General features: G+C 69.7%; 24 protein-coding genes and 1 pseudogene. 14 read left to right on the top strand and 11 right to left on the bottom strand.

Annotated elements, in window-relative coordinates; genetic code table 11:
• The first annotated feature begins 13 nt into the window (after positions 1 to 13).
• From ACGFNV_RS02115 to ACGFNV_RS02105, 3 genes are read left to right on the top strand one after another with little or no spacing between them, the layout of a single operon-like run.
• A complete protein-coding gene (locus tag ACGFNV_RS02115) occupies positions 14 to 1,090 on the top strand; it encodes an amidohydrolase family protein (RefSeq protein ID WP_393618636.1) in 1,077 nt (358 codons plus the stop codon).
• A complete protein-coding gene (locus tag ACGFNV_RS02110) occupies positions 1,087 to 1,485 on the top strand; it encodes a metal-sulfur cluster assembly factor (RefSeq protein ID WP_393618635.1) in 399 nt (132 codons plus the stop codon). The genes ACGFNV_RS02115 and ACGFNV_RS02110 overlap by 4 nt, the downstream gene beginning before the upstream one ends.
• Positions 1,475 to 2,488 (top strand): alpha/beta hydrolase fold domain-containing protein, encoded by a 1,014-nt coding sequence (locus tag ACGFNV_RS02105; RefSeq protein WP_393618634.1) that lies wholly within the window; start codon positions 1,475 to 1,477, stop codon positions 2,486 to 2,488. The genes ACGFNV_RS02110 and ACGFNV_RS02105 overlap by 11 nt, the downstream gene beginning before the upstream one ends.
• 521 nt (positions 2,489 to 3,009) lie before the next feature.
• Here the strand turns inward: ACGFNV_RS02105 and ACGFNV_RS02100 are convergent.
• The 3 genes from ACGFNV_RS02100 to ACGFNV_RS02090 form a co-directional block, all read right to left on the bottom strand.
• A complete protein-coding gene (locus ACGFNV_RS02100) occupies positions 3,010 to 3,654 on the bottom strand; it encodes an NAD(P)-dependent oxidoreductase (protein ID WP_393618633.1) in 645 nt (214 codons plus the stop codon).
• 197 nt (positions 3,655 to 3,851) lie between these two features.
• A complete protein-coding gene (locus tag ACGFNV_RS02095) occupies positions 3,852 to 4,292 on the bottom strand; it encodes a DUF6069 family protein (protein ID WP_393618630.1) in 441 nt (146 codons plus the stop codon).
• A gap of 47 nt (positions 4,293 to 4,339) precedes the next feature.
• Positions 4,340 to 4,948: an NAD(P)-dependent oxidoreductase gene (locus ACGFNV_RS02090; protein ID WP_393618629.1), complete on the bottom strand. Its 609-nt coding sequence runs from the start codon at positions 4,946 to 4,948 to the stop codon at positions 4,340 to 4,342.
• Positions 4,949 to 5,095: 147 nt separating this feature from the next.
• Here ACGFNV_RS02090 and ACGFNV_RS02085 point away from each other — a divergent pair, with 147 nt between their 5' ends.
• On the top strand, positions 5,096 to 5,590 hold the full coding sequence (locus ACGFNV_RS02085) for a MarR family winged helix-turn-helix transcriptional regulator (RefSeq protein WP_393618627.1): 495 nt from the start codon (positions 5,096 to 5,098) through the stop codon (positions 5,588 to 5,590).
• 348 nt (positions 5,591 to 5,938) lie between these two features.
• Here the strand turns inward: ACGFNV_RS02085 and ACGFNV_RS02080 are convergent, their stop codons facing one another.
• The 4 genes from ACGFNV_RS02080 to ACGFNV_RS02065 all read right to left on the bottom strand — a co-directional run bounded on the left by ACGFNV_RS02080 (position 5,939) and on the right by ACGFNV_RS02065 (position 11,222).
• The gene (locus ACGFNV_RS02080) at positions 5,939 to 8,113 is read right to left on the bottom strand and encodes a SpoIIE family protein phosphatase (RefSeq protein ID WP_393618626.1); all 2,175 of its coding nucleotides are present in this window, start codon (positions 8,111 to 8,113) and stop codon (positions 5,939 to 5,941) included.
• A 552-nt stretch (positions 8,114 to 8,665) separates the two neighbouring features.
• The gene (locus tag ACGFNV_RS02075) at positions 8,666 to 9,328 is read right to left on the bottom strand and encodes a 3-oxoacid CoA-transferase subunit B (protein WP_393618625.1); all 663 of its coding nucleotides are present in this window, start codon (positions 9,326 to 9,328) and stop codon (positions 8,666 to 8,668) included.
• Complete coding sequence (locus ACGFNV_RS02070) at positions 9,325 to 10,020, bottom strand: 3-oxoacid CoA-transferase subunit A (protein ID WP_393618623.1); 696 nt, start codon at positions 10,018 to 10,020, stop codon at positions 9,325 to 9,327. The genes ACGFNV_RS02075 and ACGFNV_RS02070 overlap by 4 nt, the downstream gene beginning before the upstream one ends.
• A complete protein-coding gene (locus ACGFNV_RS02065; protein WP_393618622.1) occupies positions 10,017 to 11,222 on the bottom strand; it encodes a thiolase family protein in 1,206 nt (401 codons plus the stop codon). The genes ACGFNV_RS02070 and ACGFNV_RS02065 overlap by 4 nt, the downstream gene beginning before the upstream one ends.
• Before the next feature lie 71 nt (positions 11,223 to 11,293).
• Here ACGFNV_RS02065 and ACGFNV_RS02060 point away from each other — a divergent pair, with 71 nt between their 5' ends.
• Positions 11,294 to 12,175 (top strand): LysR substrate-binding domain-containing protein, encoded by an 882-nt coding sequence (locus ACGFNV_RS02060; protein ID WP_393618620.1) that lies wholly within the window; start codon positions 11,294 to 11,296, stop codon positions 12,173 to 12,175.
• Between the two features lie 244 nt (positions 12,176 to 12,419).
• Here the strand turns inward: ACGFNV_RS02060 and ACGFNV_RS02055 are convergent, their stop codons facing one another.
• Both ACGFNV_RS02055 and ACGFNV_RS02050 read right to left on the bottom strand, forming a co-directional pair.
• Positions 12,420 to 12,920, bottom strand: coding sequence for a VOC family protein (locus ACGFNV_RS02055; RefSeq protein ID WP_393618619.1), 501 nt, complete (start codon positions 12,918 to 12,920; stop codon positions 12,420 to 12,422).
• 112 nt (positions 12,921 to 13,032) lie between these two features.
• Positions 13,033 to 13,608, bottom strand: a complete 576-nt coding sequence (locus ACGFNV_RS02050) for an NADPH-dependent F420 reductase (RefSeq protein WP_393618617.1) — start codon at positions 13,606 to 13,608, stop codon at positions 13,033 to 13,035.
• Between the two features lie 82 nt (positions 13,609 to 13,690).
• On the opposite strand from ACGFNV_RS02050, the gene ACGFNV_RS02045 reads away from it, so the two are divergent.
• The 5 genes and pseudogenes from ACGFNV_RS02045 (at position 13,691) to ACGFNV_RS02025 (ending at position 17,037) form a co-directional block, all read left to right on the top strand.
• Positions 13,691 to 14,188 carry a MarR family winged helix-turn-helix transcriptional regulator gene (locus ACGFNV_RS02045; RefSeq protein WP_393618615.1) on the top strand — a complete coding sequence of 166 codons (498 nt, stop codon included), beginning with the start codon at positions 13,691 to 13,693 and terminating at the stop codon, positions 14,186 to 14,188.
• 475 nt (positions 14,189 to 14,663) lie between these two features.
• Positions 14,664 to 15,320 carry an alpha/beta hydrolase gene (locus ACGFNV_RS02040; protein WP_393618614.1) on the top strand — a complete coding sequence of 219 codons (657 nt, stop codon included), beginning with the start codon at positions 14,664 to 14,666 and terminating at the stop codon, positions 15,318 to 15,320.
• Between the two features lie 275 nt (positions 15,321 to 15,595).
• A pseudogene (locus ACGFNV_RS02035) lies at positions 15,596 to 15,685 on the top strand (IS6 family transposase); the annotation flags it as partial.
• Positions 15,686 to 15,746: 61 nt separating this feature from the next.
• Complete coding sequence (locus ACGFNV_RS02030) at positions 15,747 to 15,893, top strand: hypothetical protein (RefSeq protein ID WP_393618612.1); 147 nt, start codon at positions 15,747 to 15,749, stop codon at positions 15,891 to 15,893.
• Positions 15,886 to 17,037, top strand: coding sequence for an XdhC family protein (locus ACGFNV_RS02025; protein ID WP_393618610.1), 1,152 nt, complete (start codon positions 15,886 to 15,888; stop codon positions 17,035 to 17,037). Before ACGFNV_RS02030 ends, ACGFNV_RS02025 begins: the two co-directional genes overlap by 8 nt.
• A gap of 177 nt (positions 17,038 to 17,214) precedes the next feature.
• Here the strand turns inward: ACGFNV_RS02025 and ACGFNV_RS02020 are convergent, their stop codons facing one another.
• Both ACGFNV_RS02020 and ACGFNV_RS02015 read right to left on the bottom strand, forming a co-directional pair.
• Positions 17,215 to 17,637 carry a heme-binding protein gene (locus ACGFNV_RS02020; RefSeq protein ID WP_390807963.1) on the bottom strand — a complete coding sequence of 141 codons (423 nt, stop codon included), beginning with the start codon at positions 17,635 to 17,637 and terminating at the stop codon, positions 17,215 to 17,217.
• A 124-nt stretch (positions 17,638 to 17,761) separates the two neighbouring features.
• Positions 17,762 to 18,403, bottom strand: coding sequence for a TetR/AcrR family transcriptional regulator (locus ACGFNV_RS02015; RefSeq protein WP_393618608.1), 642 nt, complete (start codon positions 18,401 to 18,403; stop codon positions 17,762 to 17,764).
• Between the two features lie 293 nt (positions 18,404 to 18,696).
• Between ACGFNV_RS02015 and ACGFNV_RS02010 the strand changes: the two genes are divergently transcribed.
• The 4 genes from ACGFNV_RS02010 to ACGFNV_RS01995 all read left to right on the top strand — a co-directional run bounded on the left by ACGFNV_RS02010 (position 18,697) and on the right by ACGFNV_RS01995 (position 23,022).
• Complete coding sequence (locus ACGFNV_RS02010) at positions 18,697 to 19,992, top strand: Rieske 2Fe-2S domain-containing protein (protein ID WP_393618606.1); 1,296 nt, start codon at positions 18,697 to 18,699, stop codon at positions 19,990 to 19,992.
• 9 nt (positions 19,993 to 20,001) lie between these two features.
• Positions 20,002 to 20,964 (top strand): PDR/VanB family oxidoreductase, encoded by a 963-nt coding sequence (locus tag ACGFNV_RS02005; RefSeq protein ID WP_393618604.1) that lies wholly within the window; start codon positions 20,002 to 20,004, stop codon positions 20,962 to 20,964.
• Positions 20,961 to 21,365, top strand: a complete 405-nt coding sequence (locus ACGFNV_RS02000; protein WP_393618603.1) for a nuclear transport factor 2 family protein — start codon at positions 20,961 to 20,963, stop codon at positions 21,363 to 21,365. The genes ACGFNV_RS02005 and ACGFNV_RS02000 overlap by 4 nt, the downstream gene beginning before the upstream one ends.
• A gap of 166 nt (positions 21,366 to 21,531) precedes the next feature.
• On the top strand, positions 21,532 to 23,022 hold the full coding sequence (locus tag ACGFNV_RS01995; protein ID WP_393618601.1) for an aldehyde dehydrogenase: 1,491 nt from the start codon (positions 21,532 to 21,534) through the stop codon (positions 23,020 to 23,022).
• The last annotated feature ends 4 nt before the right edge of the window (positions 23,023 to 23,026 follow it).

Here is a 23,026-nt window from a genome sequence, read left to right as displayed (position 1 = left end):
AAGGAGAACGACCGTGATCGAGGACTTCCTCGTCGTCGAGGGCGTGGCCCACAACTACAACTTCCGGCCCGAGAACTGCGTCAATCCGCACATCGGGGCGGCCATCGGCGAGCACCTCTACGGCCTGCACAAGCGGGTGAGCGGCCCCGAGTACACCCTCGAACGCTCCACCTACATGCAGGGCGCGGGCGCTGACATCATCGGCCGGGCCCTGCTCGCGGAGAGCCAGACAGACGTGATCGCCTACCACGAGACGCCCATCTACGGCCACTTCCGGGACGGGGGCTCGGCGCTGAGCTTCGGCCTCGAGATGCGCGAGAAGTGGCCGGAGCGCGTGCTGATCTACGGCGCGGTGTCCCCGCTGCGCCCCGGCGCCCTGGACCGGGTGGACGAGCTGGTGGAGAAGCACCGGGTCAACGCCCTCAAGCTCTATCCGATCGACGTCGTCGAGGGCCGGGTGACCGCGCTGGACATGGGTGACCCGGAGATCTGCTTCCCGCTGTTCGAGCGGGCCCGGCAGCACGGTCTGAAGGTCGTGGCCATCCACAAGGCCCTCCCGGTCGGGCCCGGGCCGACCTCCGCCCTCGGGATGAGCGACGTGGAAGCCGCCGCGCTGGCCTTCCCCGACCTCACCTTCGAAGTCGTCCACGGCGGCATGGCCTTCGTCGAGGAGACGGCCCTTCAGCTGGAGTCCTTCCGCAACATATGGGTCAACCTGGAGGCGACGTCGTTCATGGCGGTCTACGCGCCCCGCCGCTTCGCCCAGGCGATGGGCGCCTTCCTGCAGGCCGGCGCCGCCGAACGGATCATCTGGGCGACCGGCTGCGACGCCGTCCACCCCCGGCCGGCGATCGAGGCGTTCTGGAACTTCGAGATGCCCCGTGACCTGATCGAGGAGTACGGGCTGCCCGAGCTCACCAAGGAGATCAAGGCCGACATCCTCGGCCGCAACTTCCTGCGGATGCACGGCATCGACGAGAAGGACCTCCGCGAGCGCATCCGCGGCGACGAGTTCGACACCACCGAATTCCAGAAGCCGTGGGGCGGACGCGTCGCCCCGGTCGACGACACGTTGGCCGGTGCCCGATGACGGTCACGGAAGCCCAGGTCCGCGCGACGCTCAACGAGATCCTCGATCCGTGCAGCATCACCGCGGGAGTCCCCGCCGGACTCGACGACATGGGACTCGTCGGTGACATCCGCGTGCAGGACGACGGCGCCGGCGGTCAGCACATCGCGGTCACCGTCGGCGTGACCGAGCCGAGCTGCGTGCTCATCGGCTCGTTCGCGAGCGAGGCCCAGGTCCGGCTCACGGCTCTGCCCGGTGTGTCCGCGGTGGACGTGCGGCTGGCGGACGACTTCGACTGGACTCCGGACCGGCTCGCACCGCACTACCGGCAACGGCTCGACGAACACCGTGAACACAAGCGCCGTGCCCTCCCCCTTCTCGCCATGACCAAGACAGGACCAGCAGGTGATCAGTGAATCCGCACAGCAGCCGCACACCGTGGACCTGACGGCCGTGGCGGCGAACAACACCGCCGTCATGGGCCGCTTCATGGAAGGGCTCAGCCAGGCACCGCTCCCGCCCGAGAAGGTCGACCCGACTCCCGTCCGGGTGGTGCGCGACATCGCATACGGCGTGGCACCGGGCGCGGACCTGCGGATGGATCTGTACCTGCCCACGACGTCCTCGACGGCCCCCACCCCCGTGATCGTATGGCTGCCCGGTGGCGGCTGGCGCCATCAACGCCGGGGCTACGGCCCCCACTTGCCCCGGCTGTTCGCCGAACGCGGATACGCCATGGCGGACATCGAGTACCGCTCCTCCGAGGTCGCCGTCTGGCCCGCGCAACTGCGCGACGTCCAGGCCGCGTTGGCCCGCCTGCGCGACCTCGCGGACACCCACGGCCTGGACCCGGCGTCGATCGGCCTGTGGGGCAGCTCGTCCGGCGCGCACCTCGCCCTGCTCACGGCCTTCGCCACCGACGCCGACGGCTCCCCCCTGGTGCCCGGCGTACGCGCGGTGGTGGCGGGCTATCCCCCGAGCGACCTGCTCCGGCTCAATGAGGACGCTCTGCCCGGTGGAATGCTGGGCGTCGATCACTCCGATCCGGCGTGGGGTCTGCTGGGCGGCCGGCCGTCGGACCGGGCCGCCGCCGCGGTTGAGGCCAGCCCAGCCAGGCAGGTCCACCCGCGGGTGCCGCCCGTGCTGCTCCTGCACGGCGACGCCGACCTGCTCATCGGCCCAGCCCAGAGCCGCCGCCTCCACGACACCCTGGTCGCCGCGGGCGCCGAGTCCCATCTGCTGCTGGTGCACGGCGCCGACCACGGCCTCCTCAACACCGGCGCCTGGGAACTGAACCCCATGACGGCCACGGTGCGGTCCTCGCGCTTCCCGGACGCCGAGGGCTCCGTGCGGCTGACTCCCGCGCTGATCGAGCGCTTCTTCGACCGCCACCTGCGTACGGACCCCTGGAACGCCTGACACGCCACGGTGTGACGACGACATCGACCGCGCCCTGTCTCGTCGCACTCTGTGGACGCGCACAGGCGGGGACGCCCACGAGCGCAGGGTGTTGTCGGGGTGGCGGTGCGGTGTCCCGATGAGTTCGACGCGCTCGACGCGGCCGGCCGGCGCGGTCGGCACCGCCTCGGCCTCCAAGCGGGCCACGACGGTGGTTGCCCATGCCAAAGCCGACGTGCCCGGAGGAGTCGCGGGTGAGGCCGCCGCGGCGGTGACAGCCCCGAGCGACAACACGTCGGCCGTGGCCGTGGCGCCAAGAAGCCGGGCAGCTTCTGGTACGGCTCGCGCGCATGAAGACGTGTGCCGTCTGCGCCGGGTGGTGTCCGAAGGTGCGGCGGAGACCCGCGAATTGTGGAGTTCTCCCACGGCGCGGCACGTCTGCGGGACATCGTCGACCGACTCGGCCGCGCAGGCGCTCGGGCGCCGGGGCGACGGCGACGAAGGGCACGCCGCAGAAGCCGGGGTGCCGGGCCCCGCCCCGCTCAGTAGGCGACGCTGAACCGTGTCCGGTGGTGAGCAGGCTCGTCGATCTCGTCGAGGAGGGCGATGGCGTAGTCGGCACCGGAGATGAAGGATTTGCCCTCGGCGTCGGAGAGCAGCACGTCGCCACCGACGCGGTAGGTGCCGGTGCGCTCACCGGGGGCTTGGGCTCCGAACTGGGCGGCCGGGCTGAGGTAGAACCAGTCTGCGTCGGTGTCGGCCACCCGCAGCGCGTCCAGGGTCTGGGCGTGCGCGACTATCTCGGCCTTGACGGCTTCCGGGAGATCGATGGTGTCGAGCAGCCGCGGGCCGCCCTCCGTCACGTGCAGGCTGCCCGCGCCGCCCACCACGCCGAGCCGGGCGCCGCCCTCGGCGGCCGCCTTGAGGAGTGACGGGATGAGAGGGGGCAGGAACGGCGTGCCGTCTAGGCTGCTGCGGACCGTGACGACCAGCACATCGGACTTGACCGCCAGGTCGCCCAGGAGAGCCTCGTCGTCGAGAGATCCGGCGACTGGGGTGAGGCCGGGACGAAGTTCGGCGGAGCCGGTGCGGTTGACCGCGAGCACTTCGTGTCCACGGCGCAGAGCCTCGTCGATGATGTGGCCGCCGGCGTAGCCGGTCGCGCCGAACACGGTGATGATCGCCATGATTGGTTCCCTCGGTAGCAGGTGGGTGAGTCGGTCGCGAGCGGGACAGGACCGGTCTGCGGCGAGCACGCGCAGCGGTCCCATCCCACGCCGCCGCACTCGAGTTCGGAAGTCACCACCGTCGCAAGCCGCCGTCGACATGCTCAAAAATCCGACAGCACGCAAGGAACGCCGGGGCGCCGCGGCGGGATGCGGGGTCAGTGCTGGGTGGTGGGGAGGGGCAGGAGTCGGTGGTAGGCGGGGACGGCGACGGCGGTCACGACGACGTGCATGACCATTAGGGCGATGACGGCGCCCCAGCTGGTGCCGGGCCGGCTGGCGGAGACGCCGACCATGACGTCCGGGATCAGGCTGACGACCAGGACGACGGGCACGAGGGTGCGCAGTAGCCGGTTCGGGCGTGCCGAGCGCGCGCGGATGATCGCCCAGGCGGCAGCGGCGGCCAGGACGCCGATGACGGTGAGGGGGGCGTAGGCGGACAGTTGGAGGGGCTGGAAGTCGTCCGAGGCGCCGGCGGCGTGGGCTATCGCGGCGACGACGGCGTTGACGGCGACGGCGACGGCGACGGTGCCGATCAGACCGCCGGTGACGACGAGGCCGCTGGGGCGGGCCGGGCGGGCGACGAGCTGGTGGCTCATGGTGATTCTCCGGTTCGAAGGGGGACAGGGCGGGGAAGCGGGTGGGGTCAGCCGGCTATCACGACGGAACTCCGGCTGGTGGTGGGGTCGGTGAGCGCGGCGAGCATCCAGGCGGCGACGTCGGCGCGGCTGATGGTGTCCCCCATGCGCAAGGTCGCTGACCCGGGCAGCAGCCTGGTGACCCCGGTGGCGGGGCCGTTGGTGAGGCGGACGGCGTGGACGAGGGTGTAGTCGAGGTCGCTGGCGCGCAACGCGTCCTCGGCGATCGCCTTGTCCTTGACCATGGCGCCCATGACCGTGCTGGACATGAGCTTGGCGGGTCCGCTCAGGCGCTCGCGCAGCACGGCGAAGGAGGACATCTCCACGAACCGGCTGACACCGGTGGTGGCGGCTCCGGAGATGACGGCCTGCGTGGCGTCGGTGATGACGGATCCGCCGGTGGCGCCGAGCGTGCTGATCACCGCGCCGACGCCCGCCATGGCCTGCGTGACGTCACCGGCGTCGGTGGCCTGCCCGGCAACCACGTCGAGGCCGGGCCGAGCATCCAGCTTCTCGGGTGAGCGGACGAGCGCGCGCACGGTGTGCCCCGCGGCCAGGGCCTGATCGACGAGCAGGCGCCCGGTGGCACCGGTAGCACCGAGTACAAGCAGCTTCATGGAGGAACTCCTCAAGGCTTCGACGCTGCTCGGAACCCCGGGCAGTCACTTAAAGCGTTAACTGAAAAGTAGCGGCAATGACTTCAGGCTTCAAGTGAAGAAGAGTTGGATTCACTTCAAGCGTGAATCGTCGGTACATTGGAGGGCATGACGAACACCCCCGCTGACGAGGCACCGCGCTGGCTCGACGAAGAGGAGCGCCGCGCCTGGCTCGGACTGGTCGGCATCATGCGGCGCCTGGAACACGCGCTCGACACCCAACTGCGCGACGAAGGTCTGACGCATTTCGAGTACGGGGTGATGGCGGCGCTGTCCGAGTCGCCGGAGCGGGAACTGCGCATGAGCGCGCTCGCCGCGTTCGCCGAGGGCTCGCTCTCTCGCCTGTCCCAGGTCGTGGCCCGGCTCGAACGCAAGGGGTACGCCCATCGCCGGCCCGATCCGGCCGACGGCCGCTACACCCTGGCCACCCTGACCGACGAGGGGTACGAGAAGATCGTCAGCGTTGCTCCCGGCCACGTCGCGGAAGTGCGCCGCCTGGTGTTCGACCCGCTGACCAAGGCACAGGTCAAACAGCTCGCCCACATCGGCCAGCGCATCCTGCACACCATCGCCCCCGACCACTGCGACGGTGACCGCGGCTGAGACCCCCCGCCAGCCGGACATCCGCCCTCGGCCATGCAGGCGTGCACGCAGCGCAGGGCGTGCTGGATCCAGGCGTCGTTGGTGGCGTGCGTGGTGACGGGCAGCACGAGAACCACGGCCAGCGTGGCAGACACCGCGGCCACACAGGCTGTGCGTCACGCCGACGGAGGGCGCATTCCTGGCCTTGCTCCTCGCCCGTTCCCCACCTCGACGCTGCGGCAGCTACCTCTGAGCGTCTCGCCGAACACGGTCCTGAGTGGCACCGTGATCTCATCCGCCGTCTCAAGGCCGCCTCTCATCGCAGGCGACCCGGGAGGCCGCCGACCCGACGCTCCATCCAGGGTCCGGTCACACCGTCAAAGCGGCATGTACGAATCCGGGCTCACCCGAGGCATCCCCGTGCGGGATGTCCTGCTCCGTCCAGATGCATTTGCCGTCGTCGAGATACCGGGCGCCCCAGCGCTGGGACAGCGCTGCGACGAGTTGCAGACCGCGTCCGCCTTCGTCCGTGCAGGCCGCTCGGCGCATGCGAGGGGTAGTGAGGCTGCCGTCGTAAACCTCGCAGGTCAGTGAGTGGCTGCGCATCAGGCGCAGGCGGATCGGGCCCCTGGCGTGCCGGACGACGTTACCGACCAGCTCGCTCACCAGCAGCTCCGTGGAGGGTACGAGATCCTGCAAGCCCCACGCGTCGAGGTGTTCACGAACGTACGCGCGGGCCTGTCCGGCCGCCTGGGGCTCCGCTGGGAGACTGCAGGAAGCGATATCACCGACAGCGGTGCACCGGGTGTGGACGATGAGCAGGCCGGCGTCGTCATTTGTCTGCCCAGGATCGGGCAGCAGAGCCGAGACGACGGTGTCGCACAGATCTTCCAAGCGCCGAACGTCGCTGTCCTGGTCAGCGGGGTCAAAGTACGCGGTGTGGGCAGCGGCCTGGGACACGATGTGCCGGAGTTGAGCCAATCCTTGATCAACATCCCTGGTGGCCGATTCGACGAGGCCGTCGGTGCACAGGACGAGGAGGCTCTCGTCGGGCAGGTCCAGCTGGTGAGTGTCGAACGGCGGTTCGGCGGCGCCCAGCGGCGGGTCCGGGCTCACGTCGACTATGTGGACGGTGCCGTCGGGGTGGACGACGACGGGCGGCGGGTGACCGGCCAGGGAATAGGTGCACCTCCCTGCGACGGGGTCGAAGACGGCGTACAGGCAGGTGGCGTAGCAGTCCTCGCCGAGGTCGCTGACGAGGTCGTTGAGATGGATGAAAAGTTCGTCAGGAGACATTTCGAGGTCGGCGAGGGTGCGTACAGCGGTGCGCAGACGGCCCATGGTGGCCGCCTCGGTGATGCCGTGCCCCATGACGTCGCCGATCACCAGGGCGACCCGGTCGGCGGACAGCGGAATCAGGTCATACCAGTCACCGCCCACATCTTCGTCTCTTCCCGCGGGCAGGTAGCGGGCGGCGGCGCTGGTGGCAGGCAGGCGAGGCAGCATCCGGGGCAGCAGGCCGCGCTGCAGTTCCTGGGCACGGGCGTGCTCCACGTCGTACAGACGGGCCCGCTCCAGCGCCTGGCCGACCAGACCACCGAGAGCCATCAGCAAGGTGCGCTCCCCGTCGCCGAAGGAACGCGGATGGCTGAAGGACACCGCGCACATGCCCAAGACACGTCCGGACGCCATCAGGGGCAGGAAAGCCCAGGCCTCCTTCGGCGACAGCTCCCACAAGCCCCTCATCGTCGGATATCGCCGCAAGAACTCCGCACCCGATTCGACGAACCGGGGAACACGGGTGCTCACTACGTCGAGGACCGTGGCACTGACGGAGGCCGGAATGTCTCTGACCGCTTGGAGGAATTCCGGTGGGTAGCCGATGCCGGCGACCACATGGACTCGCCCGCCCTCCAGCACGGTGAACATCAGCCCGTCGGCTCCGAACGGAGCCAGGACGTGCTTCGCGAACGCCTCCGCCACGTCCTGTGAGGTTACGGCCTCGGCCAGCGCTGCGGTCAGCTCACCCATACGGACGGAGCGATCGGCCCCGGCCACCGGGCCAGCCCCCGGCAGTATGCCCGGCCATCCGCCCAGGCGCCCAACAGCCCACCCCGCCACCGCGCGCAGGAAGGACCGTTGCACCTCACCGGGTTCAGCAGCCCCCGCCGTGAGTACGGACAGCACTCCGACCGGCCCCTCGACCCCCAGGAGTGGCACAGCCGCCGTGCCGGCCGCCCCGACGCCCAGGCTGTCCCCGGCCACCCAAAAGAAGTCGCCACCCCGCACGGCCCGCACGGGCGCCACGTCCTGCTCAGCACGCAGATCCGCCCACGTTTCGGCACTAGCCGAGCCGATCCCACGGACCGACACCAGGCGCAGCCGACCGGCAGCGAAATCCCACCGGTGCAGCAAGGCTCCCAGGCCACCCAGGCACGTCGTCGCCTGCTGAAGCACCAGGCCCAGCATCTCCATGGTCTCCGCGCCCCGCACTCCCTCCCGCCGCGCCCCGTCGTCCCAGGTCACCGGGCAGCCGAACGCCACCGGCTGAGGCTCCTCCTCAGCGCGGTCGTCGCGGCCGACATCGTCAGCGGTCACCTCGGCTCCTTGTCACCAAGAAGTCCGCCCATACACTCCCAGATGGTATGCCCAGCGCTCATCGTCGGCTTGGGCAAGCGGGGAGGCGCCGTCTCGAAGATGTCGGTGGTCAACGAGGACACCAGCTGGTACACGAGGTCGGAGATCCGCATCCCGCTCGGAACAGGGCCCTCCGACAAGCAGGGCGTGGACATCCACACCGACAACATCACCTGGACCGGCGACGCCAAGGAGCAGAAGCTGCGCGCCAAGATCCCCGAGGGGACGATCTACGTCACGCTGCGCCCCCGCGGAAACGTCCTCTACAACCTGGGAACGGGCTACTTGGCTATGAAGGCAGCGCCAAGGTCACCGGCACCTACGACCACGGCAAGGTCACCGGTGCCACCTACGCCGAAATCACCAGCGGAAAGTAGCGCCGATCAGTTCACGGCCTCGGAGCCGCCCCATGGGAATGGCGCCGAGGCCGTCGGCAGGTACGGGGCTGCGCGGAAAACGCTAGGGCAGCGTGATGCCGAGTCGCTCAGCGAGTTCGTCAGCGCTGACGCCGTACGTCTCCCGGATCCGTATGCCCTCAGGGCCGACGTCGAAGACGCCGTGGTCGGTGTAGACGCGGCTGACGCAGCCGACGCCGGTGAGCGGGTAGGTACAGTGCGGCACGAGCTTGGGTTCGCCGGAGCGAGTGAAGAGGGTCATCATCACGTAGACGTCCTTGGCGCCGATGGCGAGGTCCATCGCGCCACCGACGGCGGGGATGTCGTCGGGCTTGCCGGTCGTCCAGTTGGCGAGATCGCCGTCGAAGGCGACCTGGTAGGCGCCAAGGACGCAGACGTCGAGGTGTCCGCCGCGCATCATGGCGAAGGAGTCGGCGTGATGGAAGTAGGCCGCGCCCGGCAGTTCGGTCACCGGGACCTTGCCGGCGTTGGTCAGGTCGGGGTCGACCGCGTCGCCCTCGGCCTTCGGCCCCATGTTGAGCATGCCGTTCTCGGTATGCAGCACCACCCCGGAGCCGGCCGGCAGATGATCGGCGATCTTGGTGGGCTGCCCGATGCCGAGGTTGACGAAGGAGCCGGCCGGGATGTCGCGAGCGATGACGGCGGCCAGTTCGTCCATCGAGAGCGGGTGGTCGGCGTTCACTTGATCGCTCGGCGTGGTGGTCATCGTGCCCCCTGCACGGTGTAGTGACGGGCCTCGACCTGGACGATCCGGTCGACGTAGATGGACGGGGTGACGACGGCCTCGGGGTCGAGCTTCCCGGCCTCGACGACCTGCTCGGCCTGGACGATGGTCGTCGTGGCGGCCGTGGCCATGACGGGTCCGAAGTTGCGGGCGGTCTTGCGGTAGACGAGGTTGCCCAGGGTGTCCGCGACATGCGCGCCGATCAGCGCGTAGTCGCCCTTGATCGGGTACTCCAGCAGGTACGTACGGCCGTCGATCTCCCGCACCTCCTTGCCCTCGGCCAGCGGCGTGCCGACCGCGGTCGGGCAGTAGAAGGCGCCGATGCCGGCACCGGCCGCGCGCATCCGCTCGGCGAGGTTGCCCTGCGGGACGACCTCCAGCTCGATCTTCCCCGCTCGGTAGAGGTCGTCGAAGACCCAGGAGTCGGCCTGGCGCGGAAAGGAGCAGAGCACCTTGCGCACCCGGCCCGCGGCCAGCAGCGCGGCCAGTCCGACGTCGCCGTTGCCGGCGTTGTTGGACACGATGGTGAGGTCCTTGGCGCCCTGGCGGATGAGCGCGTCGATCAGGTCGAACGGCATGCCGGCCAGCCCGAAGCCGCCGACCAGGACGGTGGACCCGTCCTCGATCCCGGCGACCGCCGCGTCGGCGTTGTCGACCAGCTCCGCCCGGCTCACTGGGCCGCCTCCGTGGCAGCGCAGTTCTCCAGGACGACGGCCAGGCCCTGGCCGACTCCGATGCAGATCGCGGCGACGCCGTAGCGCTGCCGCGTCTCGTACAGCACCTTGGCCAGCGTGGCGAGGATGCGGCCGCCCGAGGCGCCCAGCGGGTGGCCGATCGCGATGGCGCCGCCCTTCTGGTTGACGATGGCGGGGTCGATCTTCCAGGCGTCCAGGCAGGCGAGCGACTGCACCGCGAAGGCCTCGTTCAGCTCGACCGCGCCCACCTGGTCCCAGCCGATCCCGGCGCGGGCCAGCGCACGGTTGACGGCCTCGACCGGGGCGTAGCCGAAGGACTGCGGCTCCAGCGCCATCACGCCACGGCCGGCGATACGGGCGATCGGGTCGGCCCCGATCGTGGCCGCGGCCCTCTCGCTGCCCAGCAGCACCGCGGACGCGCCGTCGTTGAGCGGGCTGGCGTTGCCCGCGGTGATGGTGCCGCCCTGCTCCGGTGTGCGGAAGACCGGCTTGAGGCCCGCCAGCACCTGCGGTGTGGAGCCGGGCCGGATGCCCTCGTCGCGCGTGAGGTCGACGCCCTCGACCGGTGTCACCAGGTCGTCGTAGAAGCCGGATTCCCAAGCTGCGTGGGCGAGTTGGTGGGAGCGCGCGGCGAACGCGTCCTGCCGTTCGCGCGAGATCCCGAAGCGCTCCTGGAGCTGCTCGTTGGCCTCGCCGAGGCTGACCGTCCACTCCTTCGGCATCCTCGGGTTGACCAGCCGCCAGCCCAGCGTGGTCGAGACAGCGGTGACATCGCCGGCCGGGAACGGCTTCGCCGACTTCGGCAGCACCCACGGCGCACGTGTCATGGACTCCACGCCGCCGGTCAGCACCACCTCGGCGTCGCCGGACTCGATCGTGCGGCTCGCCGTCATCGCCGCGTCGAGGCTGGAGCCGCACAGTCGGTTGACGGTGGTGCCGGGCACGCTCACCGGGAGTCCGGCGAGCAGCGCCGCCATGCGGCCGACGTTGCGGTTGTCCTCACCGGCGCCGTTGGCGTTGCCCCACACCACGTCGTCGATCGCGGCGGGGTCGAGACCCGGCACCCGGGCCAGCGTCGAGGTGATCGCGGCGGCGGCGAGGTCGTCGGGACGGACGGCGGCCAGCGCCCCGTTGAAGCGGCCGAACGGCGTCCGGGTCGCGGCGTACAGGAAAGCACTCATGGCAGCGACGCTAGCCCCGGGCCGCGATATTCTGAAGTACGCATATCCGAGCCGATTGATATGGACGACATATGGATCTGCGCCACCTGCGGTACTTCGTGGCGGTGGCCGAGGAACGCCACTTCGGTCGTGCCGCCGAGCGGCTCCACATGGCCCAGCCGCCGCTGTCCCAGCAGATCCGCCAGCTCGAAACCGAGCTCGGCGTACAGCTGCTCCACCGCACCACACGCCGCGTCGACCTCACCGAGGCCGGCCGGGGCTACCTGGAGCGGGCGCGCTCGATCCTCGCCGACGTCGACGAGGCCGGCCAGCACGCACGGCTCGTCGCCGCCGGATCGGTGGGCCACCTCGCGATCGGCTGCGTGGGCTCGGCGACGTACAGCCTCCTGCCGGCGCTCTCGCGGCGGCTCACAGAGGAGCTTCCCGGCGTCGACTTCTCCTTCCGCGGGGAGATGCTCGCGCCCGACCAGGTCGAGGCGCTGCGCACCGGCGCGATCGACGTCGCGCTGCTGCGTCCTGTGGCCGCCGACCTCTCCCTCACCGTGCACACCCTGCGCCGGGACCGGCTCGTCGTCGCCGTACCGATCGAGCATCCCCTCGCACGCCGGAAGAGGCTCCGCGTCGCCGACCTCGCCGGCGCGGACCTGATCGTGCACTCCGCCGACCGCCGGTCCGTGATGTACGACGTCGTACTGGGCCTTCTGCGCGCCGCGGGCGTCGAGCCGCACATCCGCCACGAGGTCGGCGAGACCTCGACACTGGTCACCCTCGTGGCCGGCGGCCTGGGCCTCGCGGTCGTCCCGGAGCCCGTGACCGCACTCGCACTCGACGGCGTCGCCTACCTGCCGCTCGCCGGGGCGGACGCACGCGTGGAACTGGCCGTAGCCCACCGCGCCGACCGCTCCGAACCCCACCTGGAGCGCACCGTGGGGATCATCCAGGCGATGTTCTGAGACATCCAACGACGCCTGACATGGTTCGACGTGGACCGCGGGGGGAAGGTGCGACCGGAGCCTGCGGATCTTGTCTCAAGCTCACCTGGCCACTCTCGGCGACGAGGGTGCGCGGAGGCAGCGCGTCCAGGTCGATGTCGGCGGTACTCATTGGAGGACCTTGTCTGCAGCCCTCCGACGTGGAACCAAACACAAATCACCGGACCGATCGCTCAGTTGGTCGTGTCGGCCGAGGGTGTGTCGGTCAGCGGAAGTCGTCGACGGTTTGTACGCCGCTCCAGCGGCTGGTCTCGGCTGCCAGGTCCAGGGGTTCGATGGGCACGGTGGTCGCGTACGCGGCCCACTGCTCGCGCGGGAGCATCCACATGATCTCGAATTCGTTGCCGTCGGGGTCGGCACCGTAGACGCTCTTGGTTGTGCCCCCGTGGCTGGACTCTCCGGTGTACGCGCCGACCCCGGCCAGCACTTCGCGGGCGTGCTGGAGCTCCTCGATGGTGTCGACCTGCCAGGCCAGGTGGTAGAGCCCGATCCCACCGCGCCGCTTGGGCGGCGCGGACGGGCCGACGCCCATGAGGCCGAGATCGTGATCGTTGGCGGAGCCCGGCAACCGCAGAAACACGGCCCGGCCCCCGGGTGCACGCGCGGCGACGTCCATGCCGAAGACTTCGGTGTAGAACCGCTCGGATCGCGCCACATCGGCGACGAACAGAACGGCGTGGTTGAGTCGCACCGGACCGATGCTCATCGGAATTCTCCTTGTTGTGACTGCTCAGGAAAGGGTTGCTGGTTGGCCCCGGGCCGCTCGGGGGATGTGCGGCCGGCAGCGCTGCCGGCCGCACATCCCCCGAGCGGTGATATCACTGGGCGAGGGCGAATCCGCCGGTCCAGGAGATCTTCTCGCCGACGGCGAGGGTGAGTTGCAGGAAGCCGACCGCCTCCAGCTCCCGCGCCCGCTTGAGGCCGCCCGCGTCCACGGCTCGCAGCCCGGCGGCACTGATCACACCGGCGAGCACCGCCTTGGCGTCCGCGTCGTCGCCGGCGAGCAGCACGGTGGTCGGCTGCCCGCCGACCGTGCCGGTGGCCAGCGCGCCGGCGAAGTTGGTGTTGAACGCCTTGACGACGCGCGAGTCGGGCAGCGCGGCGGCGATCTCGGCGGCGGCCGAGCTGTCAGCCGGGACGGTCAGCGAGTCGAAGGTCTCGAAGTTCAGCGGGTTCGTGATGTCGACGACGACCTTGCCGGCCAGCTGCGCACCGCGCTGGGCGATGACCTGCCCGACCGCCGGGTAGGGCACGGCGAGCACCACGATGTCGCCGGTGACCGCCTTGTCCGCGTCGGAGCTGCCGATGAGCTCCACGGTGTTACCACCCTTGCCGGCCAGACCGGCAAGAGCCTGACCCATGTTCCCCGTGCCGATGATGCTGATGTGCGTCATGACGACCTCCAGAGGTTGTAGCTACAACCATGCCACATCGATCCAGTTGTAGCAACAACTATTTTGGTGACATACTGTGCGCGTGGACACGCGATGGCTCACCCGGGAACAAGTGGCGGCATGGGTACGGCTGGCTGCCGTACTGGAGTTGCTGCCGACGGCCCTGGACGGCCAACTGCGACGCGACGCTCAACTGACGCACTTCGACTACTACGTGCTCGCCCTGCTCTCCGAGGCGCCCGAGCGCACGATGCGGATGACCAAGCTCGCCCAGAGCACCACGGCCACCCTCGCCCGACTCTCCCACGTAGTGCAGCGCCTGGAAGGCCGCGGCCTGCTCGAACGCGTTCCCTGCCCGACAGACCGGCGCGCCACCAACGCCCGCCTCACCGAGGCCGGCTGGCAAAAGGTGCAACAGGCCGCCCCAGGCCACGTGACCTTCGTGCGAGACCACGTAATCGACGCACTCACACCCGACCAGGTCACCCAACTCGCCGACATCGCCCAGGCCATCCTGTACAGGCTCGACCCCGACGCCGGCCGGGCCGACACGAACCGGTTGTACGACTCGCTCGACTAGCCTCTCGCTTTCGCGAGTGTGAGTGGCCGTGGCCGCGCACGCCAGCCGGGTCGCACCTGCCCGGAAGCCTCAGTCCATCCCTTCCGCAGCAACATCAGCCATACCAGGTCCGCCGCGGCCTGACTGCGGACCGTCTGTTCACGGGTGAAACAGCTCATGAGTCTTCGTCAGTACCAGCACATATGGGCTCTGCCGCGTGAGCCGGTGGCGCACCTGCAGCTCGGCGGAGTCGATCGTGATGACACCATGCCGCCATCCTTCCTGCACGACCACGTCGTCCAGCTCCGGACACCGCAGAACAAGCGGTTGCCTCATGCGGGGAGGCCGCGACCAGCACCGGGAACGCAGGCGGCCGGTGCCGCACCCTCCACGCCCACCCTCCACTTCCGGGAGAGCCACAGTCAGCACCGGAAGAGCGTTCTGTACCCTGACCCCAGATTGTTCAAATTTGAATAACTCATGGAGAGTAGGCCCCATGCCCGGTCCCCTTGTCCACTGGTCCGCCGCCGAGACGGAACGCGCCGGAACACCCCTGGTCCTCGCCCTTCACGGATGGGGCGCCGACGAGCGGTCCTTCGCCGAGCTGGCACCGCAGCTGCCTGCCGGGACGACCGTCGCCTCCGTCCGGGCGCCCATCCCGGCAGGCGGCGGCTACGCCTGGTTCGCCAACCGCGGCATCGGACGGCCGCTTCCGGACTCGATCGCCGACACCGCCCGCTGGCTCTTCGACTGGCTCCACACCGTGCAGCCGCAGCATTCCTCCGTCACCGTGCTGGGCTTCTCGGGCGGCATGGTCATGGCTGGCGGTCTGATCCTCGCACGCCCCGGGGAGTTCTCTGCCGCCGTCCTGCTCTCCGGCACCCTGCCCTGGGACGCGGCCCTCCCGGACGAACCCGGCCGACTCGGCGGGCTCCCCGTCTTCTGGGGGCGCGACACCGAGGACCAGGTAATCCCGGCCGATCTCGTCGCGCGCACCGGCACCTGGCTCCGCGAGCAGTCCGGCGCAGTCCTGCGTGAGCACACCTACCCGGGCCTCGGCCACGGCATCAACGCGCAGGAGGTGGCGGACATCCGCGACTTCCTCACCGCGCTCCCCGCACCCACCGCCAGGGGGTCGGCGTCAGGAGCGTGAAAGGCACTGTCACGTTGACTGACTCGCGGGATGATCAAGTTGATCAGGCTCAGGAGGCTGTCCGTGGGGGACGTATCGTCGTCGCACAAGGGCTGCGGTACCCGGTCTGGGTAATCTCCCACTGCGAGTGGCTGACCACCGCTTCCCGCTGTCGTTCCGCGAAGTCGAGGAACTGATGCTGGAGCGCGGTGTGAGCGTCTGGTGCGCCAAGTTCGGGCGGGCAGTACGCAAACGCGCCGCGCCGTCGGCGTCCCCAGCCAGGGGGCAAGTGGCACCTGGCCGAGATCTTCACAAGGATCAACGGCAAGCTGAAGTTCCTGTGGCGGGCCATCGACCAGCACAGGACGGTACAGAACCGCCGGGACAAGACCGCGGCCGAGCGTTTCTTCCGTGGCCTTCTGAAGAAGACCCGCACGGTGCGCCCGGGTGGTCGTCGCCGACGAGCTCCGCTCCTACGGCGCGGTCCACCGCGAGGTCCTCCACGTCAAGGGCGCAGGGCACTACTTCGAAGGTCCGTCGCACCTGCTGACCGGTACAGTCACTGAGATGGTCGACTGGGCTCTCAGTGTCTGACCGCGGGCTGCGCGCGTCCCTGAGGTGTGCCGGCGTCGCGCACGTCGGGGCAGACAGGCCCGGCACGGTGCTGGTCGAGTGCGGTCAGGAGGCGCCGCCGGACGCGTCAGCAGCTGGGGCGTGCCGGCTACGCGTCGGCGCGGCCCCGGTGCTGCGGCGCTACGGCGTCTCCGACGACGATGCCTTCGCTGTCGGCCTCACGTGCGGCGGCATCCTCGACGTCTACGTCGAGAAGGTCAGCCGGGACACCTTTCCCGAACTCGGCGCCATCGTGGCCGACATCGAGGCCGGTCGGCCCGTCGCGGTCGCCACGGTCGTGGAGCACCCCGACCCGTCGTACATCGGGAGACGGCAGGTGATCCGCCCGGACGGCTCGACCGGCAGCCTGGGGGCAGCGCGGATCGACGACGCGGTACGCGACGACGCACTCGGACTGCTGGCGGCCGGCCACCACGGCGCCCTCTCCTACGGCCTCAACGGCGAGCGTCAGGGAGAGGGGATGCGGGTCTTCGTCCGGGCGTTCGCCCCCGCGCCACGGATGCTGGTATTCGGTGCGATCGACTTCGCCGCAGCGGTCGCCCGGGTGGGCGGATTCCTCGGCTATCGCGTCACCGTCTGCGACGCACGACCGGTGTTCGTCACCGCAAGCCGGTTCCCCGAGGCGGACGAGGTGGTTGTCGAGTGGCCACACCGCTACCTGGCCGCCGAGCAGGAGGCCGGGCGCGTCGACGGGCGGACGGTCATCACGGTGCTCACCCACGAGCCCAGGTTCGACGTCCCGCTGCTGGAAGTGGCACTGCGATTGCCCGAGGTCGGGTATGTCGGGGCGATGGGCTCGCGTCGTACCCACGACGACCGGATGACCCGGCTGCGGAACGCGGGGCTGACCGAGGAGGAACTGGCCCGTCTCTCCAGCCCGATCGGCCTGGACCTCGGCGCACGCACGCCCGAGGAGACCGCCATCAGCATCGCCGCCGAAGTCGTCGCCCACCGTTGGGGAGGATCGGGGCAGCCCCTGGCCCGCTTGGCAGGGCCGATTCACGGGCTGAGGCGATCCGGGCACGCCGACCAGCGCGAGGGCCTCCTCAGCGACGGGCGTGAGCTGGTTCAACCGGGGTGGCCTCCGGCTCACCTGTCCGCGTAGGCAGCGCCCTCGCCGCATCGGCCCGGGGCCACGTCCCCGCAAGAGACAGCCGCGCGACCGGGATCACGCACGCCGGCCGGCGCCCGGAAACCAGCCACACCCACGGGTCGCAACGGCGGCAGCGGCTCTCGACACAGCCGCCGTACCAACCAGGAGGCAGCCCTGCGCGACAAGAACCTACGCGACGATCTTCGCGACGGAATCGCGAGCCTGCTGCGCGATGCGGTCGTCCGTGGTGTCGTCCGCCCCGCCCACGCCGATGGCGCCGATGACCTCCCCGTCGGCCGTCACGATCGGCACGCCGCCGGCGACCGGCAGAAGGTTGGAATCGACCAGGTGAGGAGGCGCCACCTGCATCTGCGGGGATGCCGCGAAGGCCGCGAACTTGGCCGTCGGGACACCGCTCACGGCCGAGGTGTAGGCCTTGCGTCGCGCGGTCTCCACGCCGAGGAGGCCCACGCCGTCGTCACTGAGGAGAACCTTCGTGACACCACTTCGGTTGACCACGACAGCGCACAGCTTGTGCCCCTCGGCCCTCCCTGCTTCCAGCGCGGCGAGCGCGGCGCCGTGTGCGATCTCGTAGCTGAGCGGCTCTCGCATGGAGCGGTTCCTTCCCTTGCCGGCCGGAAGGTCAACCGGCCGCCTTCCGTGAAGTCCGCTCAGTATGTCGCCGCCGGACGCGAATGTGAAGGGTGGATCGCATTCGCATCTGATGGCCCAGAGCTCACTGCGCCGGTACGCCGAGCAGGTACAGGCAGGCGACGTTCACCAGCTCGTCGGTGAGCCGACACCACGTCAATGGCCGGTCGGACTCGAACACTTCGCCGTACAGCACGCGGTTCTGACAGGTCCCGTAGATCAAGCGGTAGACGACATCCACACACACCTCCGGTTCCGGCGCGTCGATCATCGGCACGATCGGCTCCAGGAACTGGCGGAAGACACGGGCGGCGTCGATGGCGGCCTCGGAGCCGACCCGGGCCACCGCGGGATCGGTGGCGCCCGCGGCCAGGAAGACGCGCATCAGGCGCTCGTGCGCTTGATACGTCTCGGTGAGTCCGGAGACCGCCGAAGCGATCAGCGCGGCCGGATCCGTGCGCAGTGGAGTGAAGCGGCGGACGATGTCGGCACGGAACTGGTCGATCATGTCGTGCTGCAAGGCCGCGATCAGACGGTCCTTGTCACCGAACCGCCGATAGACGCTGCCCACCGAGACGCCCGCCCGGGAAGCGACGGCCGCGACGGTGAGCGCTTCGGTGCCGCCCTCTTCGAGCAGGGCCGTGCCTGCCTCCAGGATCCTCTGTTGGGTCAGTCGGCTGCGCGCCTGCTGCGCCGGCGGTAGATCGAGAGACGGTTCGGTACTCACCGCATCAGCGTATACGCCGCCAACATCCCCTCCGGTGGCCCGCGCACGCGGGCCCGTCGGACCGTGACGAGCGGTGCGCCTGGCCGCCCTCCCGCCCCATCAGGCCTTCTGTCGACCGATCATCTCCCCGGTCCACGAGCACTTGAATGTGACCCTTGACGCACTCGCAGGTTAAATGCGAATGTGAATCAACAATTCTATTCGAGGTCGCACACGACGGTGCCCTCGCAGGTCCCCCCACCGCCCTGCATGCTCCATCTGCTGTGCACCCGAGCCGCACGGGAGACAGAACGATGACCACCACTTCAGAGATCGACACCGGCACGGCCTATGGCCGCCCGAAGCCCTCGTACAACGCCCGCCTGCGCGAGGTCGGGCCCGGCACGCCCATGGGCGAGGCTCTGCGCCGCTACTGGCACCCGATCGCCAGCTCGGAGACGCTCGTTGCCGGCGCCCTGCCGCAGAAGACCCGGGTGCTGGGCGAGGACCTCGTCGTCTTCCGGGACGGCCAGGGCAACCCCGGCGTTGTGATCGAACGATGCACCCACCGCGGCGCCAGCCTCTTCTACGGCCGCGTGGAGGACGACGGCATCCGCTGCTGTTACCACGGCTGGAAGTTCGACGTCCAGGGCCATTGCATCGAGCAGGCCTGCGAGCCGGGCCTGGGGCGCCGGCGCGACGCCGCCCGGCAGCCGTGGTACCCCGTCGCGGAGCGCTACGGCCTGGTATTCGTCTACATGGGCCCGCCCGAGCTCAAGCCCGAACTCCCCCGCTACGACGCGCTGGAGAACCCCGCCGAGGACGAGAAGTACTTCGCCAGCTGGCCGGTCCCGCACGCGGCGGTCCTCGGCATGCCGTCGGACTTCAGCTGGCTCAACATCTACGAGAACTCCGCCGACCCGACGCACGTTACCTGGCTCCACTCCACGCACAGCGGCTACCAGATGCTGGGGACCGGCACCTTCGGCTACCCGGAGAACTTCTTCGACCCGGCGACCATCGCCGAGCGCCTGACGTACGAGCGCACCGACCACGGCGTGAAGTACACCCAGCGGTTCGAGATGGAGGGCGAGGACGGCGAGGTCACCGAGTACGGCTTCGCGGTCGATCAGCACCTTCCCAACGTCTTCGGCCTGCCGGACTACGTGAAGCCCACGCCCGACGGACGGTCGGACCAGTTGCTGTGGGTCGTGCCCTCCGACGACACCAGCCACCGGGTCTTCTTCTCGATCCGCACGAACGACCCCGAGCGCATGGTCCGCTTCGTCATCGGCATCACGCAGGACGGCAAGCAGAACCACGAGCTCACCGACGAGGAACGCCAGAAGTTCCCCGGCGACGCGGAGGCCCAGGGCTCGCAGGGAGCGATCACCCTGGACTCCGAGGAGACCCTGGCCACCGGGGACCGCGGCGTCGTCATGCTGCGTCGCATGCTTCTGACGATGGCCGACGATGTCGAGGCCGGGCGCGACCCGATCAACATCATCCGCGACGCGTCGGAGGTCCACCACGTCGAGACCGGCCTGTTCACCCTCGGCAAGCGTCCTGAGGGCGACGACGCCGCGGCCCAGGCCACCGCTGGAGTCTGAGCAACAACGATGAGCAATGAGTGGTTCGACACCATCGTGGTCGCCCGGCGCGACGCGACTGCCCGGATCGTGGTGCTCGACCTGGTCAGTCCTGACGGCATCGAGCTCCCGGAGTTCGCCGCCGGCGCCCATGTCGACGTAGCGGTGGACGGTGGCGCCGGGCTGGTCCGCCAGTACTCCCTGTGCGGGCCACCGCACGACCTCACCCGATACCGGCTGGCCGTGCTGGCCGAGACAGAGTCGCGCGGCGGCTCGCTGGGCATGCACCGGCTCCGCGAGGGCGACAGGCTGCGGATCTCCCCTCCGCGCAACAGGTTCGGCATATCGGACCAGGCAGGTCGCCATCTGCTGGTGGCCGGCGGGATCGGCGTCACACCCCTGCTGGCCATGGCGCACGAGCTGGAAGCCAGGGGCGCTGACTACGAGTTGCACTACTGCACTCGAAGCCGAGCGGATTCCGCGTTCCTCGACGAGCTGGAGCACAACCCCCGCGTTCGGCTCCACTTCGACGACGGCCCGGACGACCAGCGATTCAGCATCGCCACCGACATCGGCCGGCCCGAACCCGAGACGGCGATCTACGTCTGCGGTCCCGGGGGCTTCATGGACTTCGTGATCTCCTCCGCACTCGGAGCGGGATGGCCTGCCGAAGCGATCCACAAGGAGCGCTTCGCACCGGTGGCGGACGCCGCCGAGCACACCGCCGGCGGGACGTTCACCGTGCGGCTCGCCAAGTCCGGCGACGAGTACGAGGTCAAGGACGGCGAGAGCGTCCTCGACGTCCTGCTCGCGGGCGGCGTCGACGCCCCCTACTCATGCCAGCAGGGGATCTGCGGTGAGTGCATCGTGCGCGTACTCGCCGGAGAGCCCGACCACCGCGACGACATCCTGACCGACCGTGAGCGCGCGGACGGCATGTTCACCACGTGCTCATCGCGAGCACACTCACCGATTCTGGAGCTGGACCTATGACATCCGCGTCCACCGCGAACACTGAAGCCGTCGAGGCGATCAAGCAGGCAGAGGCCGCATGGCTCGCCGCTCTCGTCGAGGGCGAGAAGGCGTTGATCCCCCTCATGCTCGAGGACAGCCGCGTCGTCCATGGCCCGGTCGGGATGGTCGACGACCGGGAGGCCTGGGCCCATTTCCATGTGACCCGCCGCCGCTCCGTCGCCGCAAAGGCCACGGAGCTCGAGATCACGGTGCGAGGCAACACCGCGATCACCACGAGCTTCCACGAGATGTACACCGTCCTCGACGAGAACCTCGCGCCGTTCCCGATGCAGGAGGTGGTGACCAAGGTCTGGGAGGAGACCGCGGAGGGCTGGCGCCTGGCGCACATGGTCATGGGCAGGCGCTTCCCGCCGGTGTGACGTCCTGGAAGGCCGACGGCACAATCCTCCCGCCGCTGTTCGATGAATGGACAACTGCGTTCAGGGTCTGCCGCCGGTCAGCCAGTGTTCGAGTACATGGTTCCTGCGGCGATCGCCATGCATGGTTCATGCGGCGATCGCCGCTGTCGTAGAAGTGAGGCAACACATGTCAGCCACTCAGACCGAGGCACCCGCATCCGGCGCGGTCCGGACCAGTGACCTCCTCATCGCGGGCGAGCGCGTCGCGGCCAGGGACGGCCGCTACTTCGAGACGACCGAGGCCCTCACCGGCGAACCGATCGCACGGGTCGCCGCGGCCTCCGTCGAGGACGTCAACCTCGCGGTGGACGCGGCCGCTGCCGCCCTTCCGGAGTGGTCGGGACTTCCGCCGGCCGCACGCCGGTCGGTTCTGGAGCGGGCCGCCGTCCTGCTCGGCGAGCGCACCGACGACATCGTCGCCACGATGAGCCGCGAGATGGGCGCCACCCTCCCCTGGTGCGGCTTCAACGTGCACGTCGCGAAGGGCATGCTCGTCGAGGCGGCAGCCCAGGCGTACGCGGCCGTCGGCGAGGTCATCCCGTCGGACGTGCCCGGCCTCACCGCCCTCGGCGTGCGTCAGCCGGTCGGCGTCGTCGTCGGCATCGCACCGTGGAACGCGCCGCTGATCCTCGGCGTACGCTCCATCGTGTGGCCGCTGGTGTGGGGCAACACCGTGGTGCTGAAGTCCTCCGAGCAGACACCCCTCACGCAGGCCGCCATCGTCCAGGTGCTGCACGACGCCGGCGTGCCCGCCGGAGCGGTCAACCTCATCAGCAACGCGCCCGAGGACGGTCCGGCCGTCGTCGAAGCGCTGATCGCCCACCGCGCCGTCACGCGCGTGAACTTCACCGGATCGAGCCGTGTCGGCCGTATCATCGGCGAACTCGGCGGTCGCCACCTCACCCGTGTCGTGCTCGAACTCGGTGGCAAGGCGCCTTTCCTGGTGCTCCCCGACGCCGATCTGGAGGAGGCCGCCGCGGCGGCCAGCTTCGGTGCCTTCATGAACCAGGGCGAGATCTGTATGTCGACCGAGCGCGTCATCGTCGACAGGACGGTCGCCGACGAGCTCTCCTCCCGCCTGGCAGAGCGTGCCGCCAAGCTCGTCGTCGGCCCCCCGAGCGACCCCACCTCCCAGATCGGCCCGCTGGTCCACGCCGCCGCCCGTGACCACGTCGTCGCCTTGATCGAGGACGCCCGCGCCAAGGGCGCGCAGGTCCTGACGGGTGGCACGCACGACGGCCTGTTCGTGAAGCCCACGGTGCTGCGCGGTGTCACACCGGACATGCGCATCTACACCGAGGAGACCTTCGGACCGGTGGTCTCGATCATCGAGGTGGATTCGACCGACGAGGCCGTCACGGTCGCCAACGACACCGAGTACGGGCTCTCCGCGGCGGTCTTCGGCAAGGACGCGGCCGCCGCGCTCGACGTGGCCCGCCGGATCAGGTCCGGCATCTGCCACATCAACGGCGCCACCGTGCACGACGAACCCCAGATGCCCTTCGGCGGTGTCGGCGCCAGCGGCTGGGGCCGGTTCGGCTCCCGCGCCGCGCTGGAGGAGTTCACCGAGCTGCGCTGGATCACCATCCAGTCCGGATCCCGCCACTACCCCATCTGACCTG

This window comes from Streptomyces sp. NPDC048751 (genome assembly GCF_043198595.1).
In the GTDB taxonomy this organism is placed as follows: domain Bacteria; phylum Actinomycetota; class Actinomycetes; order Streptomycetales; family Streptomycetaceae; genus Streptomyces.
This window is presented reverse-complemented; position numbering and strand designations above follow the sequence as displayed.

Coding starts and splice junctions, on each gene's coding strand:
- ACGFNV_RS02110 (WP_393618635.1), top strand. CDS start 1,087: ATGACGGTCACGGAAGCCCAGGTCCGCGCGACGCTCAACGAGATCCTC.
- ACGFNV_RS02100 (WP_393618633.1), bottom strand. CDS start 3,654: ATGGCGATCATCACCGTGTTCGGCGCGACCGGCTACGCCGGCGGCCAC.
- ACGFNV_RS02095 (WP_393618630.1), bottom strand. CDS start 4,292: ATGAGCCACCAGCTCGTCGCCCGCCCGGCCCGCCCCAGCGGCCTCGTC.
- ACGFNV_RS02090 (WP_393618629.1), bottom strand. CDS start 4,948: ATGAAGCTGCTTGTACTCGGTGCTACCGGTGCCACCGGGCGCCTGCTC.
- ACGFNV_RS02085 (WP_393618627.1), top strand. CDS start 5,096: ATGACGAACACCCCCGCTGACGAGGCACCGCGCTGGCTCGACGAAGAG.
- ACGFNV_RS02075 (WP_393618625.1), bottom strand. CDS start 9,328: ATGACCACCACGCCGAGCGATCAAGTGAACGCCGACCACCCGCTCTCG.
- ACGFNV_RS02065 (WP_393618622.1), bottom strand. CDS start 11,222: ATGAGTGCTTTCCTGTACGCCGCGACCCGGACGCCGTTCGGCCGCTTC.
- ACGFNV_RS02060 (WP_393618620.1), top strand. CDS start 11,294: ATGGATCTGCGCCACCTGCGGTACTTCGTGGCGGTGGCCGAGGAACGC.
- ACGFNV_RS02055 (WP_393618619.1), bottom strand. CDS start 12,920: ATGAGCATCGGTCCGGTGCGACTCAACCACGCCGTTCTGTTCGTCGCC.
- ACGFNV_RS02050 (WP_393618617.1), bottom strand. CDS start 13,608: ATGACGCACATCAGCATCATCGGCACGGGGAACATGGGTCAGGCTCTT.
- ACGFNV_RS02040 (WP_393618614.1), top strand. CDS start 14,664: ATGCCCGGTCCCCTTGTCCACTGGTCCGCCGCCGAGACGGAACGCGCC.
- ACGFNV_RS02020 (WP_390807963.1), bottom strand. CDS start 17,637: ATGCGAGAGCCGCTCAGCTACGAGATCGCACACGGCGCCGCGCTCGCC.
- ACGFNV_RS02010 (WP_393618606.1), top strand. CDS start 18,697: ATGACCACCACTTCAGAGATCGACACCGGCACGGCCTATGGCCGCCCG.
- ACGFNV_RS02005 (WP_393618604.1), top strand. CDS start 20,002: ATGAGCAATGAGTGGTTCGACACCATCGTGGTCGCCCGGCGCGACGCG.
- ACGFNV_RS02000 (WP_393618603.1), top strand. CDS start 20,961: ATGACATCCGCGTCCACCGCGAACACTGAAGCCGTCGAGGCGATCAAG.
- ACGFNV_RS01995 (WP_393618601.1), top strand. CDS start 21,532: ATGTCAGCCACTCAGACCGAGGCACCCGCATCCGGCGCGGTCCGGACC.